Source organism: Arthrobacter sp. TJ-265 (genome assembly GCF_058269135.1).
The window spans coordinates 391,568-406,554 of record NZ_JBZCND010000003.1 but is presented as its reverse complement, the minus strand read 5'-3'; the positions used below and the strand labels follow the sequence as shown (position 1 = coordinate 406,554).

15 protein-coding genes are annotated in these 14,987 nt (G+C 70.0%); 6 read left to right on the top strand and 9 right to left on the bottom strand.

The genetic code is table 11. The features are described from left to right. Positions 1 to 121: 121 nt before the first annotated feature. From AC4D2E_RS13510 to AC4D2E_RS13495, 4 genes are all read right to left on the bottom strand, one after another. The gene (locus AC4D2E_RS13510) at positions 122 to 466 is read right to left on the bottom strand and encodes a hypothetical protein (RefSeq protein ID WP_490911146.1); all 345 of its coding nucleotides are present in this window, start codon (positions 464 to 466) and stop codon (positions 122 to 124) included. Between the two features lie 13 nt (positions 467 to 479). Continuing rightward, on the bottom strand, positions 480 to 935 hold the full coding sequence (fliS, locus tag AC4D2E_RS13505; protein WP_490952940.1) for a flagellar export chaperone FliS: 456 nt from the start codon (positions 933 to 935) through the stop codon (positions 480 to 482). A 9-nt stretch (positions 936 to 944) separates the two neighbouring features. Next, on the bottom strand, positions 945 to 2,321 hold the full coding sequence (gene fliD, locus AC4D2E_RS13500) for a flagellar filament capping protein FliD (protein WP_490952939.1): 1,377 nt from the start codon (positions 2,319 to 2,321) through the stop codon (positions 945 to 947). Positions 2,322 to 2,478: 157 nt separating this feature from the next. Then, positions 2,479 to 3,315, bottom strand: a complete 837-nt coding sequence (locus AC4D2E_RS13495) for a flagellin N-terminal helical domain-containing protein (protein ID WP_490952938.1) — start codon at positions 3,313 to 3,315, stop codon at positions 2,479 to 2,481. A gap of 269 nt (positions 3,316 to 3,584) precedes the next feature. Between AC4D2E_RS13495 and AC4D2E_RS13490 the strand changes: the two genes are divergently transcribed. From AC4D2E_RS13490 to AC4D2E_RS13470, 5 genes are all read left to right on the top strand, one after another. Then, entirely contained in the window at positions 3,585 to 5,843 is a 2,259-nt protein-coding gene (locus AC4D2E_RS13490) for a putative bifunctional diguanylate cyclase/phosphodiesterase (RefSeq protein ID WP_490952937.1), read from the top strand. Between the two features lie 116 nt (positions 5,844 to 5,959). Further along, positions 5,960 to 6,457, top strand: coding sequence for a flagellar protein FlgN (locus tag AC4D2E_RS13485; RefSeq protein ID WP_490911152.1), 498 nt, complete (start codon positions 5,960 to 5,962; stop codon positions 6,455 to 6,457). A gap of 7 nt (positions 6,458 to 6,464) precedes the next feature. Next, a complete protein-coding gene (gene flgK, locus AC4D2E_RS13480; protein ID WP_490952936.1) occupies positions 6,465 to 7,850 on the top strand; it encodes a flagellar hook-associated protein FlgK in 1,386 nt (461 codons plus the stop codon). Positions 7,851 to 7,862: 12 nt separating this feature from the next. Beyond that, positions 7,863 to 8,738: a flagellar hook-associated protein FlgL gene (flgL, locus tag AC4D2E_RS13475; protein ID WP_490952935.1), complete on the top strand. Its 876-nt coding sequence runs from the start codon at positions 7,863 to 7,865 to the stop codon at positions 8,736 to 8,738. Then, complete coding sequence (locus AC4D2E_RS13470; RefSeq protein ID WP_490952934.1) at positions 8,735 to 9,106, top strand: flagellar assembly protein FliW; 372 nt, start codon at positions 8,735 to 8,737, stop codon at positions 9,104 to 9,106. The genes flgL and AC4D2E_RS13470 overlap by 4 nt, the downstream gene beginning before the upstream one ends. A gap of 135 nt (positions 9,107 to 9,241) precedes the next feature. On the opposite strand, the gene AC4D2E_RS13465 is transcribed toward AC4D2E_RS13470, so the two are convergent. Continuing rightward, a complete protein-coding gene (locus tag AC4D2E_RS13465; protein WP_490952933.1) occupies positions 9,242 to 10,081 on the bottom strand; it encodes an aldo/keto reductase in 840 nt (279 codons plus the stop codon). A 120-nt stretch (positions 10,082 to 10,201) separates the two neighbouring features. On the opposite strand from AC4D2E_RS13465, the gene AC4D2E_RS13460 reads away from it, so the two are divergent. Next, positions 10,202 to 11,869 carry a hypothetical protein gene (locus AC4D2E_RS13460; RefSeq protein WP_490952932.1) on the top strand — a complete coding sequence of 556 codons (1,668 nt, stop codon included), beginning with the start codon at positions 10,202 to 10,204 and terminating at the stop codon, positions 11,867 to 11,869. On the opposite strand, the gene AC4D2E_RS13455 is transcribed toward AC4D2E_RS13460, so the two are convergent. The 4 genes from AC4D2E_RS13455 to AC4D2E_RS13440 are packed head-to-tail and all read right to left on the bottom strand — an operon-like array spanning position 11,863 to position 14,931. Next, positions 11,863 to 12,318, bottom strand: a complete 456-nt coding sequence (locus AC4D2E_RS13455) for a hypothetical protein (protein ID WP_104166968.1) — start codon at positions 12,316 to 12,318, stop codon at positions 11,863 to 11,865. The two genes, AC4D2E_RS13460 and AC4D2E_RS13455, sit on opposite strands and share 7 nt — an antisense overlap. 7 nt (positions 12,319 to 12,325) lie before the next feature. Then, positions 12,326 to 12,937, bottom strand: a complete 612-nt coding sequence (locus tag AC4D2E_RS13450; protein ID WP_490952931.1) for a bacterial proteasome activator family protein — start codon at positions 12,935 to 12,937, stop codon at positions 12,326 to 12,328. Between the two features lie 36 nt (positions 12,938 to 12,973). Then, positions 12,974 to 13,576, bottom strand: a complete 603-nt coding sequence (locus AC4D2E_RS13445; protein ID WP_490911161.1) for a response regulator transcription factor — start codon at positions 13,574 to 13,576, stop codon at positions 12,974 to 12,976. Beyond that, positions 13,573 to 14,931, bottom strand: a complete 1,359-nt coding sequence (locus AC4D2E_RS13440; protein ID WP_490952930.1) for a sensor histidine kinase — start codon at positions 14,929 to 14,931, stop codon at positions 13,573 to 13,575. The genes AC4D2E_RS13445 and AC4D2E_RS13440 overlap by 4 nt, the downstream gene beginning before the upstream one ends. Positions 14,932 to 14,987 lie beyond the last annotated feature (56 nt).

Genomic DNA, 14,987 nt, shown 5'->3' with positions numbered 1-14,987 from the left:
CGGCAGAACCTCTTCTTGCAAGGCTGAGCGGCCGATCCATGGCCTGGGGGTGAGCGATCCATGCTCACCGGGAACTATCGGTCGTGCCCGTACCTGCCGTTAGGTACTCGCCGGTGGAACTTCAGCCCGTGACGTCGAGGTAGACGGCGGACTCCTGTGCGACTGTCGCTGCACGGACTGATCCGACGGCGCTGCGGTGGCGCCGCAGGGTCTCGGCGTCGGCGGTCAGGCGGGTGAGCACGGCCTGCTGGCGTTCGCTGATGCGCTGCGCACGCGGAAGGAGCTCGGCGGGGATGGGACCGTCGACCTGTGGCGGTATCCAGCCGGCGAGGACGGCGGTCTGACGCATGAGGTCGCCGGCCGCGGGGTTCCCCGCGTCGTCGAGCACCGAATCGGGCGCGGCCTCCAGCGCGGTTTCGAGCGCGTCGAGAACAGTGGTCCAGGCCGTGAGAGCTGCGGTAGTCATCGGACTGTCGGGATCAGCCGACACCGAGCACTCCGAGGGAGCGGGGCGCGTCCTGGCCCTGCTGGAACGCGGGAGTCTGGCCGGTTGGCTGCGTGTGACCGGTGCGGGCCGCCTCGTGCCACGCCTGACGCAGAGGCTCGAGGATCTCGGCGCACTCCGCGGTCTTCGCGCGGTCCCGCCGGGTGTTGGCCTCGACCAGGGTCTGCCGTACATAGGTATAGAGGGACATAAGGCCTGCCGCGCCGTCCCAGACGTCCGTGCGCAGCGAGGACATCAACTCGCCCACGATGTCCTGCGCGTGCAGCAGGTTCTCCGAGGCTTGCGTCCACTCCGCCGCCTCCTGGGCGGCACCGGCCCGCGCGAGGTCGAGCAGCAGGCGGTCGTAGAGCATGGTCAGCAGCCCGGCGGGGGTGGCCGAGAGGACGGCGTCCTGCACGTACTGCGACCGCTTGGCCTGGTATCCGTTCATCTGCAGCATCTAGAGCCCGCTTCCGGTCGGGAGGCCTGCCAGCTGGGATGACAGCCAGTCCCCCTGTGATTGGAGTTGTGAGAGCTGGACCTCGAGTGCCGAGTAGGTGCGTTCGAGGGTCGCCCGGCGCTTCTCGAGCCGGGTGTCCCAGCCGGACACCTGATCGTTGAGGTTCCGGACCGTCGATTCCTGGCTCTGGATCCGGCGCGTGAGTTCGCCGTCGAACCTGTCCGAGGCGGCATTGCCCGCGTCGGCGACGCGCGTCGAGAGCTGGGTGAGGGCGTCCTTCACGACGGCCGGGTCCTTCGCGAGCGCGGCGGCGAACTTCTCGGCGTCGAACTCCACTGTCCCGGAGCGGGTCAGCGTGATGCCGAGCTCCGACGTCGACCTGCCATTGATGGGCGCCGTCGCCGCCGTGAGCATCGACTGGGTGATCCCCCGGACGGCGCTGTCGCCCGTGAACCGGCCCGACGTCGGCGCTGCACTGGCTGTCGCACCCGGGGTGACCTTGGTGTTCGTCTCCACGAAGGAGAACACGCCCCGCAGCGCGTCCACGAGCTCCTTCGCCTTCGTGGAGGTGGCCTCGGCATCACGGGAGACGGTCACGGACACCGGTTCGGTGGTGGTCTTGGCGACGGTGACGGAGACGCCGGGGAGGATGTCCGTGAACGTGTTCGACGACGACGTGACGGTCTGCTCGGCCGCGGTGCCGCCCCAGAGGAGCACCTCGGCGTCCTGCGCTGTGCGGACGGTGGCCGCGCCGGTCTCGGTGAAGAGGTCGGTCGCGGTGCCGGCGGAGACGTCCGCTGCGGTGCCGCGGAAGACTTCGAAGCCGTGCTCGGCGCCGGGTTCCTGCGCGGTGAACTGGAGGCGGTACTGCTGCACGCCGGCGGCGTCCTTGCCGGCGCTGACCTTCGTGGCGGTGATGCCCACGTCGGCATTGTTCACCTGGGCGACGACGTCGTCGAGCGTTCCGGTGGTGGCGAGCTCGGTGGTGGTGCCGTCCTGTGCTCGCAGGGTGAGCGTGGAGGCCTGCGCGGAGAAGGCCGTCATAGCCGCCGTGACGGAGGACTGGGACTGGGCGAGCTGCCTGACGGTGAAGTCAAGGGTGCCGGCGCCGGCGGAGGACGTCGCGGTGGCGGTGGCGGCGTCGGAGCTGCTGGTGACCTTGTAGAGGTCGAGCGCTGCGGGCTTGGCGGTCTTGGTAGCGAGCTCCGTCAGGGAGCCGAGCTGCTTGTTCAGCTGCTGCAGGGCGGTGACGAAGCCCTGCGTCGAGGTGGCCTTCGCCCTGAGGAGCGTCTGCGGGCGGGCTTCCAGCTGCATGAGCTGGTTGATCATATTCGTGGTGTCCAGCCCGCTGGCGATGCCGTCGATGGAGAACGCCATGGGTCTACCTCTCGGATGGGGCTGGAAGGTGCTGCTGATTCGACTGCAGGTTCATCTGCGAATTCCTCGGGGCGTTTCGCGGCGAATGCACGGTGGCGGGACCTCTCGGTCCAGGATCGGTCCCGCTACCGTGCACCTTCGCCTACGAGCTCACCGTCTAGCGGAGGAGCTGAAGGACACCCTGGTTCATCTGGTTGGCCTGCGCGAGCATCGCGGTACCGGCCTGCGAGAGGATGTTCGAACGGGTGAAGTCCGCCATCTCCTTCGCCATGTCGGTGTCGGTGATGCGGGACTTGGCCGCCGAGAGGTTCTCCTGCGAGACGTTGATGCTGTTGATCGCGGACTCGAAGCGGTTCTGCACGGCGCCGAGCTTCGAGCGTTCCGTCGAAACAGTCTCGATCTGGGTGTCGAGCGCCGCGATGGAGGTTAGTGCGGTGTCCGCGCCAGTGAAGGTCAATGCCTTCACAGCGGTGGCGACTGCCTCAATATCCGTCCGTGCGACCGTGATCTGGTCGTTCGCCGCATCGGAACCCGCGCCGACCTGGAACGTCAAAGCGCCCTCAGTCGCGCCGGCCGCGCTCAGCAGATCCGTCCCGTTGAAGTTCGTGGACTTCGCGATCCTCGTGAGTTCTTCGCCAAGCGCGTCGACTTCGGTCTTGATAGCCTCGCGCGCCTTATCGTTGTTCGAGTCGTTGCCCGACTGCACGGCCAGGTCACGGACGCGCTGCAGGATGCTGTGGACCTCGGACAGCGCACCTTCAGCGGTCTGGACCACGCTGATGCCGTCCTGGGCGTTGCGGGCTGCAACTCCCAGGCCACCGATCTGCGAGCGCAGGCCCTCGGAGATCGCCAGGCCGGCGGCGTCGTCGGCTGCACGGTTGATGCGGAGACCGCTGGACAGCTTCTCGAGCGACTTGGACATATCGCCCTGAGTGCTGGAGAGGTTGCGGTATGCGGTGTTGGCCGCGGTGTTGGTGTTGATCTGGAAACCCATGATGTATTCCTCCGTGAAAGGGTTGCTATCGCAGGCCCATCCATGGGCCTGCAACCGTAGCTATCGGAAGCGGTCCCACGGAGTGTTAGGAATCCGTCGAACTTTTTTTCCGTGCACGTGACGCGGCGTGGTCAAACTCAAGGAAGCCCCAGTTTTCGCCGTGGGTTGGGCCGGAACAGGCCCGATCGGGGATCGGGCCCGGGGGGCGGCCGTAAGCTCGCTGTTCGGTCAGGTGCCTGATCCTGATCCTGAACGGAAGGAAGTACCGGATGCATGCTGATGCCCGTGTATCCGATGGCGGCAGTGCTACGCAGCCGCAGATCTCCCGGATCCCGGTGATCGTGCTGGTCACCATCTCGGCGCTGTATGTCGTCGCCCTGCTGCTCGGCGACCTGGTGCGGTTCGACGTCCTCGGCGTGTGGCTCGGCGTCATCGCCGAGCTCTCCGCCGTCGCCGTGTGCATTGCCGCGGTCCTGAGGACCCGCCTGTCGCGATGGCAGGTGGTGCTCGGAGCCGCGGCCGTGACCGCCTACACCGCAGGCGATGTCTACTACCTGTCGACACTCAACGGGCAGCAGGCCCACGACGTCGTCTCGGCCGCGGACGTCGCCTACCTCGCCTTCTACCCCCTGATGCTCGGCGCCCTCGTCGTGACCGTGCGGAAGCTGAAAGGCGCGGCGTGGCCCCTGCTGCTGGACAGCCTGGTGGGAGCACTGGCCGCCGCATCCCTCATGGCCCTGATCCTCGCGCCGGTCCTGCGGTCCGGCGCCGGCGGCGGCACGACGTTCGGGATGGTCGTCGTCGTCATCTACCCGCTGCTCGATCTCCTGCTGATCACAGCCGTCGGCGGCCTGCTGGCCTCCCGCGGGCTCGATCTCGGGCCGCGCTGGCTGGTGCTCGTCGCCGGCCTGATCCTCTTCGCCGCTGCGGACATCGGCTTCGCGCTGGGCGCGCAGGAGTACGCCGTCGGCTCGATCATCGACAGCGGGTGGATCCTGGGTATCGTCGCCATCGCCCTGTGGATCGACGGCGTCGCCCGGGCCGGGACGGCCTTCCGCCACCACGACCGTGGACTGCCCGCCTTCACCACGCTGATGGTGTCCACGACCTCGGCCCTCGCAGTCCTGATCATCGGGTGCCAGATGCCCATCTCGCCCCTCGCCCAGGTCCTCGCCGCCCTGACCCTTCTCCTCGCCGCGGCACCCCTCCTGTTCAGGAACCGGCTGCTGGTCACCCTCGCGACCACGGACGACCTCACGGGACTGCCGAACCGCCGGGGATTCGTCACGGACCTTCACGGACGCCTGGGCAAGCATCGACCCGGCGCCCTGTTCTTCCTGGACCTCGACCGCTTCAAGGACGTCAACGACGCCCTGGGGCACAACGTCGGGGACGCCCTCCTCGTCCAGGTCAGCGAGCGCTTCGCCGGGGCGCTGAGGCATGACGATCTCCTCGCACGCCTCGGCGGCGACGAGTTCGCGGTGTTCCTCGACGGCCTGTCCCAGAAGGAAGCCCTGATCGTTGCGCGACGACTGGAAGCAGAACTCGCGGAACCCATCCGGGTCGGGACGGCCTCCCTGAAGATCAGCGTCAGCATCGGTATCGCCCTCACGCCCGAGAACGGCTCGGACATCAGCCTCCTGATGCGGAAGGCGGACATCGCCATGTTCCGGGCGAAGGCCACCCGCAGCGGACACCACCTCTACAGTTCGATGGACGACGACGGCGGCGCCCGGAAGCTCAGGACCCTGCAGGAGCTCCGCACGGCTCTGGTCGAGCGGCAGTTCGAACTGCACTACCAGCCCAAGGTGCACCTCTCCGACCACGCCGTGACCAGCGTCGAGGCCCTGGTCCGGTGGAACCACCCTGTTCTCGGCCAGCTGCCGCCGACGTCGTTCCTCCCCCTGGCGGAGGAAGCCGGCCTCATGCCCCAGCTCTCCGAGCTCGTGCTCGAGGCCGCAGTGGACCAAGTCTCGCGATGGCATGCCGACGGGCTGGCGATCAGCGTTGCCGTGAACCTGTCCGGGTCCTGCATCCAGCAGTATCTGCCCCGGCAGATCCTCACCCTCCTCGAGCAGCACAACACGCCGCCGGAGTGCCTCATGCTCGAGATCACCGAGGACATGCTGATGGCCGACCCCGCCCATTCCGCGAAGATCCTCGCACGCCTTCGCAGCGCCGGTATCCAGATCTCGATCGACGACTTCGGGACCGGTTACAGCTCCCTGGCGTACCTGCGCGACCTTCCCGCCGACGAGCTGAAGCTGGACCGCTCCTTCATCACCGCGATGCGCACCGACCCACGCGCCGGCGGGCTCGTGGGTTCCATCATCGACCTCGCACACAGCCTCGACCTGCGGGTGGTCGCCGAAGGAGTCGACAACGCGGAGACCCTCGTGGAACTGCGTGCGCTGGGGTGCGATCTGGCCCAGGGCTTCCACTTCGCCAAGCCGCTGCCGGCCGCGAAGGTGGTCCCCTGGCTCACCAGGCACGCCCGGCCCGCAACGGCCACGAGCGTTCTCGGATGAGCGCCTGCTGGTGGGTTGTCGGCGACGCACCTGACGACAATCCCTTACATCGCTGCAGGCACCGCCGATAGTTCTCCCGGTTCCACCGTTCGTGGCACCGGGGAGGAGGTAGAACCGTGAGCGCCCAGAATCTGTCGGCACTGCTCTGGCAGGAGCGTGAACTGCTCGAGCTCCTCGTCTTCAAACTCGAGGAGGAACAGCTCCTCCTCACCTCCGGCAGGACCCGCTGGCTCCACCACGCCACCCGTGAGGTGGAACAGGTGCTCGAGCGGCTCCGCGACACAGGCCTCGCCCGTGCCGTGCACGCCTCCGGTGTCGCGAAGGACTGGGGCATCGATGGCACCGCCACCCTCCGTGAGCTGGCCGCAGCAGCCCCCGACGAACCCTGGGGTGAACTGCTGACCGCGCACCTCCAGGCGATGACGGTCCTCGTGGCGCAGATCGGCGCGCTGCGCGACAGCAACCAGCACTTCCTGAAAGCGGCCAGCCGATCCGCCCAGGAGACCCTCGCGGGGATCGGCACCGGCGCAGGCACATACGCCGCGGACGGCGCTGCGGCCCGCGGTCACCGCCAGGGCCACGCACAACCCACCCTCCTCGACAAGGACATGTAGCGCGACGATGAGCACATTCAGCGGACTCACCACGGCGTACTCCGGACTGGCCGCAGCGCGCGCAGGCCTCGACGTCACCGGGCAGAACATCGCCAATGCGACCACGCAGGGGTACACGCGGCAGCGGCTCGAGACCGCTTCCGCCGCCCCGGCCCGGCCCTCGCTCTTCACCACCGGCATCCGTCCCGGCGAAGGCGTCCTCACCACGGGCATCGCCCGACTCGGAGACGCCCACCTCGAGGCACGCGTCCGGATCACGGCCGGCGCCGCCGGCTACACCGCTGTCCGCGCGCAGGCCTTCGCCACACTCGAGGACGGGCTGCGGGAGCCCGGCGCCCACGGCGTCTCGGCGTCCCTCCAGGACTTCTGGGCCGGCTGGCAGGAGGTCTCCAACGCACCCGAGAAGGGCGCCCCGGCGTCGACGCTGCTCGCAGCCGCAGGGCAGCTCACCTCCCGCATCGCCGCGGGCTACCGCGAGGTCGAGACCCAGTGGGCAACCTCACGCTCCTCGGCCACCTCCCTCGCCACCGAGGTCAACGACGCCGCCGCGCTGGTCGCCGACCTCAACCGGCAGATCCGCTCCGCCGTCAACGCCGGTACCTCCGCCAATGAACTCATGGACCGCCGCACCACGCTGACGGCGACTCTCGCAGGGCTGACCGGTGCCACGGTCCGCGACAACGCGGACGGCACGACCGACGTCCTCGTGGCCGGCAACCCCCTCGTCTCCGGCACCACGGCCCTCACGCTGCAGGTCACCGGACCGGCTGGGCTCGGCGGCGCCGGGACCGTACAGGTCGAGTGGTCGCACCGCCCGGGGACTCCGGCCGGCGTCGAGAGCGGAGAGCTCGCCGCGACGCTCTCCCTCCTCGCCCCCGCCGGCGACGGCGGTCCCCTCGCCCAGGCAGCGGCCGGGTACAACGCATTCGCGACGACGCTCGCCGACCAGGTGAACACACTCCACAGCGACGCAGGCAAGGGTCCGTTCTTCGCGTACCAGCCGGACCGCGCCGCCGCCTCCCTCGACGTGCTGCCGACCCGCCGCGAGGACCTCGCGACCGGCGCACCGGGAGCGGGCGGCCTCGACGGCTCCGTGGCCGACAGCATCTCGGCGCTCGGCACGGGCAGCGGATCGCCCGACGCCGCATGGTCGGCGTTCGTCGTCGATCTCGGTGCCGTAGCGCGCACCGAGCGGCAGGCCTACTCCCTCGCGGAGGTCTCCGCCACCAGCGCCCTGCAGCAGCAGCTGAGCGCCACTTCGGTCAGCATGGACGAGGAACAGGTCAACCTGCTGCAGTACCAGCACGCCTACCAGGGCGCCGCGCGCGTGATGACGGCCGTCGACGAGATGCTCGATGTCCTCATCAACCGCATGGGAATCGTCGGACGCTAGGGAAAGGCCACCATGATCACGCGCGTCACCAACCACACCATGATGCAGGGAGCCCAGCGCTCACTGCAGCACAACCTCGCGCGGCTCGCCGAGCTGCAGGAGAAGGCGTCCAGCCAGAAGGCGATCAGCCGCCCGTCCGACGATCCGGCCGCCGCAGGGGAGGCGTTGCGCGTCCGCGCCGAGATCCGCGCGAACGAGCAGTACGCCCGGAACATCTCCAACGGCGAGGGCTGGCTCTCGCAGCTCGACAACGCGATGACGACGTCGAAGCGTGCGCTCGACCGCGTCAACGACCTCACGCTGCAGGGCTCGAACTCCGCCCTCCCCCCGGCCGCCCGGGAAGCCCTCGCACTCGACGTCAAATCCCTGCGCAGTGAACTCGCTGCCCAGGCCAACGCGACCTACGCCGGCCGGTTCCTGTTCGCCGGGAACACCGACGCCGACGATGCCCTCCGTGCGGATCTCACGTTCGAGCCCGGCGGGACGGTGGAGCGCAGGGTCGGCCCCGACCAGAACATCCGCGTCGATGCGGACGGCACGGCCGTCTTCGGCAGCGGCGCCGGCTCGGTCTTCGCCCTGCTGGACGCCATCGCCGCGGACCTGGACGCCGGCAAGGACGTCTCGGTGCACCTCGCGCCGCTCCAGCAGCGCATCCAGGCCCTCACCACCGAGCACAGCGAGATCGGCACCCGCCACGCGCGCCTGCTCGAAGCCAAGGACGCCGTCGCCGATGCCTCGCTGACCCTCGAAGGAGAACGCGCCACAATGGAAGACGTCGACCTCGCCTCCGTCATCCTGGACCTCAAGCTCCAGGAGACCGCCTACCAGAGCGCGCTCGCCGTCTCGGCCCGCGTGCTGCAGCCCTCCCTGATGGACTTCCTGCGATGAGGGCCGCGTTCGTCACCCCTCCCCCGGGGCTCGCGCCGCTCACGGACTTCCACCTCGAGCAGGTGCAGGGCGCGGACGGGCTGTTCACGCTCACCGCGGCGCAGGACACCGGCGTGCGCCTGTTTCTCCTCGACGCCGCCACGTACGTCCCGCAGTACAGCCCCCGCTTCTCGGACGCGCAGCGCGACGTCCTCGGAGCGGACGTCCCGGAGGCCCACCTGTTCGTCGTCGCCAATCCCGGTCCCAGCGGTACCACCGTCAACCTGGCCGCGCCGATCATCCTGGATCCGACCACGGGACGCTGCGCTCAACTGATCCTCGAGGGAACCGACTACCCGCTCCGGGCGTCCCTGGCCCAGGCCGCCTGACAACGGGTCGGAGACGGAAAGAGCCGCCCGGCGATGCCGGGCGGCTCTTGTCATCTCACGTCGTCGTGCAGGTGTGGCGGGTCACGCTGTCGCGCACCCACCACAGCTGCTCAACGAGCGGACGGTGCGCGGAGGCTACGCGAAGTCGGCCGTCGCGGGATCGGCGCCGATGCGGCCGGCCGCGCCCTTGTCGAGCCCGTTGATGGCCTCGATGTCCTCGTCCTCGAGCTTCACATCGAGGGACTCCCAGTTCTCGATGATGCGCGACTCCGTGACGGACTTCGGGATGACCACGTTGCCGAGCGCGAGGTGCCAGGCGAGCACGACCTGCGCAGGGGTGGCGTCGCGCTTCTGCGCGATGTCCTGCAGCACGGCGTCGTCGAGCAGTCCCTTGCCGGAACCGAGGGGCGACCACGACTGGTGGAGGATGCCCTTCTCGGCCTCGAACGCGCGGAGCTCGGCCTGGTTCAGGAAGGGGTGCGTCTCCACCTGGTTGATGGCCGGGACGACGCCGGTGGCGTCGATGATCTCGTTGAGGGCCTCGATGGTGAAGTTCGAGACGCCGATGCTCTTCACGCGTCCCTGCTTCTGCAGCTCGATGAGGGCCTTCCAGGTGTCCAGGTACTTGCCCTGCTTGGGCTGCAGCCAGTGGATGAGGTAGAGGTCGAGGGTCTCGAGGCCGAGACGCTCCATCGACTCCTCGAACGCCTTGAGCGTGCTCTCGTAGCCCTGGTCGGCGTTCCACAGCTTGGTGGTGATGAACATTTCGTCGTGGCTCAGGCCGGACGACGCGATGGCACGGCCCACGCCGGCTTCGTTCCCGTAGATCTTGGCGGTGTCGATGTGGCGGTAGCCGACCTTGAAGGCCTTGCCGACGACGTCCTCGGCAACGTTGTCCTCGACCTGCCACACACCGTAACCGAGCTGCGGGATCGTGTGGCCGTCGTTGAACGTAAGATTCGGTGATGTAGTCATATAGGCGGGAACCAACGATGCAGCCCGTTTATTTCTGTTCCCACCGACAACTATCAGCCAGCGTGCTTTCGGACCGGCTCTGGCGGCCGCGCCGGTCGGCCCGCGGGACGGGGGTGGGACATGCTCGACGACGACCAGGCAGCCCTGCATGACGCCGCCTACCGGTATGCCTTCCGCCGATCGCTCTCGGCACGGCTCGCGTCCTCCGCCGCCCGCGAGGCCATCGAGTCGCTGGACGCCGGTCCCGTCACCGGACCTCCCGATCCGGGCGACGACGGATTCTCCGCCCCCGAGGCCGGCCCGGACCGCGACGCCGTCCTGCGGGCGACCAGGGCCGTCCTGGAGCGTTACCTTCCCTCGACGCTGCCACCGCGCGCCGGCGGCGATGCGTCCCTGCAGACGGCGCTTTCCGACCTCTCCCCCGCCGACCGCGAGCTCCTCCTCCTGCACCATTGGGACGGTCTCACGGCCGAGGACGCCGCGCGGGTGGCCGGGGGCGAGCCGGGACGCCTCCCCGCCGTCGAGGCCGCCTGCGCCCATCCTGCCCTGCGCGGGAGTGGGACGGCCGGCGAGGTGCCGTCCGGCGCGGCGCTCTCCGCCGCACTGGCCGCCGCCGACCCCGCCGCCGTGATCACCTCCGAGGACCTCGCCCGCAGCCGCCGCGGTCTTCCCGGCATCGGAGTCGCGCCGTCGACCGATGAGCGGCGTGCCTCCCCTCCGACGAGCGAGCGGCGTGCCGCCGCCACCCCAGGCACCCCAAACACCCGGGTCACCCCGGCAGCACCCGCCACCGCTGCGGCGGAGCATGCCCCGGCGGTGCGGGAGGACCACCCCCGACTCCTCGCCCGCGCCGGGATGCCCCGCGGGCGGGTCCAGGCGGTCCTCGGGACCCTCCTCCTGCTCGTCGTCGTCGCGGGTCTGGCCACGGCCCTCATCCCGCGCGCCGCCCCCGGCCCTGCGGGCGACGTCGAACGGCTGTTCGCCCTCGCCGACGTCGTCGCCGTCGTGTCCGTCGCAGCTGTCGAACCCACGACGGTCGACGGCGAACTGCGGATGCTGCAGGCCTCCTCCGTGGTGCAGATCGTGAAGGGGGACGCCGACGGAACCACCCTGACCGTCGACGTCACCGGGCGGAGCACTCTCGAGCGCCCCTACGGCCGGGAACTCTTCCCACCGGACCGACTCGTGTTCCTGGTGCGTGACGGCGACGGCGTCCTCTCGCCGATCGAGGGGGAGGGGTCCGTCCTGACGCTGATCGACCGCCGGTCCCCGGAGGCGGCGACGATCGGCGGAGACCCGGCGCCGCTGCCGGACGAGCTCCGCGACGCCATCCGTGCCCTACCCGCGGAGGAGCTCACGCTGGACACGAACGGGAGGGCACCGGGGTCGCTGCCTGCCGAGTCCGTCGTAGGCACCCGCCCGGCCGAGGGCCGCGACGTCCAGAACCTGCCCGCGGACCGGCTCGGCACGTTCCGCGTCCTGCCCGCGGGGGACGGCCGGGCGTGCGTGGTCTTCGAGTACACCGGGCGGTCGGTCCTCCTCCGCTGGCCCGAGGGCTTCTCCGCCTACGAGCGCATCGAGGTCCTGTCCTATCCGAACGGGGACCCCCGGCGCGGTCGGCAGGTGCTGACGGTCCTGAACGACCGCGGCTACCCGTACGTGGACGAGCAGCGGCAGGCCCCGTTCATCGGCGGCGTGCCGACCGGCGAACAGGGCGAGTGCGGCGGACAGGAACTCGAGGTCTGGGACATCGCCGTGGAACCCGGGACCACGCTGCTGTCCTACTGACCGCCGGGCATCGCCCGCTCGGCCTCCTCGACGTCCTCCGCGACGAGCTGGGCGCGGCGGCGTACGTTGTCGAGGCCCGAGGACGCGACCCCCCACCGTTCGCCGTCGAGCCTCGTCATCGCAGCGGCCTCCGCGGTGGTCGCGAGGGTGTTCCCGGCCCGGGACAGCGCCCGGTGCACCTGCAGGAGGGCGCCGGGGATGTCGAGGCCCGTACTCGGGGACGAGGCCTGGGCGCTCACGCAGATGGCCCGCACACGCGGCAGCATCGCGCCGAGCTCGTCGGCGACCGCCACGAGCTCGTTGTAGACGTCGTCGTCCTCGATGCCTTCGAGGATCTGGTGATAGCGGTCGAGGCCCCGGCGGAAGCGGTCGTGCGCGCGGCGCCACACCCCGGTTCCGAGCTCGGCGTCGTCCCTGCGACCCTGCCGCGCCGCTGCGAAGAATGCCACCTGGCTGTTACAGGTACTGGCCGGGGCCGTGGCCCTCGGCCTGGTTCGAGGCGGCCTGCCGGCCGGGCAGGGTGCGTTTCGGTTCGCCGTCCTCGCCGATGACCACACCGGGGGCTATCACGGTGCCGGGAGGAAGCTGGCGGAGCTGGAGGCGGGCCGCCAGCTGCTGGTTGGCCATCTGCTGCGCCGCGAGCGCCGTCTGGATGCCGTGGAAGAGGCCCTCGAGCCAGCCCACGAGTTGCGCCTGTGCCACGCGCAGCTCTGCGTCGGTGGGAACCACGCCCTCGTCGAAGGGCAGGTTGATACGATGCAGCTCCTCGACCAGCTCCGGGGCGAGTCCGTCCTCGAGCTCCCGCACCGAGCGCTCGTGGATGGAGGCGAGCCGGGTGCGGCCGGCGTCGTCGAGCGGCGCGCTGCGGACCTCCTCCAGCAGCTGCCTGAGCATGGTACCGATCCGCATGACCTTGGCCGGTTCGTCGACGAGGTCCGTGAGCGACGCCGTGCGCCCCTCGGCGGGCACGGGGAGGCTCTCGCCCTCGGCGGGCACGGGGAGGCTCTCGCCCTCGGCGGGTGCCGCGGGCGCCGGGTCGGACGGACTGGCAGGCTGCTGTTCAGTCATCCCGCTATGCTCCCACAACCGTCCGGGGCCGATACGTCAGATCCAGCCCTGCTCCCAGGCGAGCGTCGCGGCCTCGTAGCGCGACGGCGCGTCCAGCTTGGTCATCGCGGAGGACACGTAGTTCCGTACCGTGCCCGGCGCCAGGTGGAGCTCGCGGGCGATCGTCTGCAGGCTTGCCCCCTGCCGGCTGTGCCGCAGGACGTCGAGTTCGCGGGCGGTGAGCGGACACGATTCGCCGGTGAGGGCGCTGGCCGCGATGTCCGGATCCACGTAGCGGCGGCCCGCGGCGACATCCCGGATGACGTCCGCCAGCTTGTCGGCGGGGGTCGACTTCGGGACGAACCCGGACACCCTGCTCGCCAGGGCACGGCGCAGCACGCCGGGCCGGGCATGCCGGGTGACGATCACAACCCGCGTCGCCACCGTCCGGAGGATCTCCTCCGCGGCGTAGATGCCGTCGGTCGGCGGCATCTCGAGGTCCAGGACGCACACGTCGGGGGTGTGCTCCTTCGCGAGGCGCGTCGCGTCCGTCCCGTTGTCCGTGCTCGCCACCACCTCGAGGTCCGGTTCCAGTCCCAGCAGTGCCTCGAGCGCACCACGGATGAGATGCTCGTCGTCGGCGAGGACCACCCGGATCACGTCCGGTCCCCTCGGGCACCGGTGGTCCCGGCGAGGGCGGAGGCAGCTGAGGAGACCACGGCCGTCTCCGTCGGTGCAGCCGGCACGGAGACCGGGCCAGGGGTGGCGCGGCTTGCACCCGAAGCCCCGAGGGCGGTGCCCGGGAGCCCGGGTGTGGTGGCCGTGAGCACGAAGAGCCCGTCCTCCTGCCGGACCTCGATCCCTCCCCCTACGGCTTCGAACCGCCGTCGGAGCCCGTCGATGCCTGATCCGCCGGGGCGGGCGTCGGCGCCGACGCCGTCGTTGATCACGGTCAGGACGGATCCGGTCCCGGTCCGGGCGAGGCGCAGCGTGACCGCGATCGCCTCGCTGTGACGGAGGATGTTGGTCGTGGCCTCGCGGATCACGAGGCCGAACAGGGTCCTCTCCTCCGCGGGCAGCGCAGCGGCGTCGACGTCCACCGAGCATTCGATGCCCGCGGCGCGGAGGACCTCGGCGGCATTCGCGGCCTCGGCGGAAAGGGACACCGTCCGATACCCGTGAACGAGGGCCCGGGTGTCCTCCAGCGCGGTCCGGGCCAGCTGCTGGGCCTCCGTGATCTGGACACGTGCCGCTTCGGGATCGGCGTCGAGCAGTCGGCCGGCGAGCTCCGTCTTGAGCGCGATGACCTGGAGGTGGTGACCCTGGATGTCGTGCAGGTCCGCTGCGAAGCGCAGCCGCTCCTTGGCCACTGCGAGCTCCCCGGAGGTGCGGCGGCTGTCGTCGAGGCGCAGCACGATGTCCCACCACCAGATACTCGCCACGAAGAGCATGGGAGTCATCAGGGCCCAGACGGCGAGGGAGGCCACGGCGCCGCCCTCCCAGGACGGACCGCCGACCGTGTGGCCGAGCAGGAGTCCGAGCGGCCCGTGCACGAGGAGCACAACCAGCCCGACACCGAGGATCCACCACCGGGGGCGCCGCCCGACGACGACGGCCAGTGCGTTGCAGGCCAGCCAGAGCGGGACGGCCCCCACCCACAGGGTGTGCGGCTGTCCGAGGCCGATGAACCAGAGGGCGCCGCCCGGCAGCAGCAGCCACAGGGTGTAGTGGCGCGCAGGCAGTCCGCCGCCCAGGCCTCTCCTGAAGAACCAGCAGTAGCGGACCAGCGATGCAGCGGAAGCCAGCGCGAGCACGAGGATCACGAGGTCGGGCAACTGCATGCCGTACTCGCCGCCACCGAGCATCACCAGGGTCGAGACCGCCGTTACGAAGAGTCCGTAGGCTGCGATCGTCCCGACCGTGTAGCGCCAGGTCGCCCTGACTCCGCGCCCGGGCTCCGGCTGCTCCGTCGTCTCCCCGTTCCGGGTGCTGCGTCGAGCAGTGAAAAGCGCCATGGTCACCATGGTAGGACCATGACATTTGTCATGGTCCCGGTGTGGAGACCATCAGG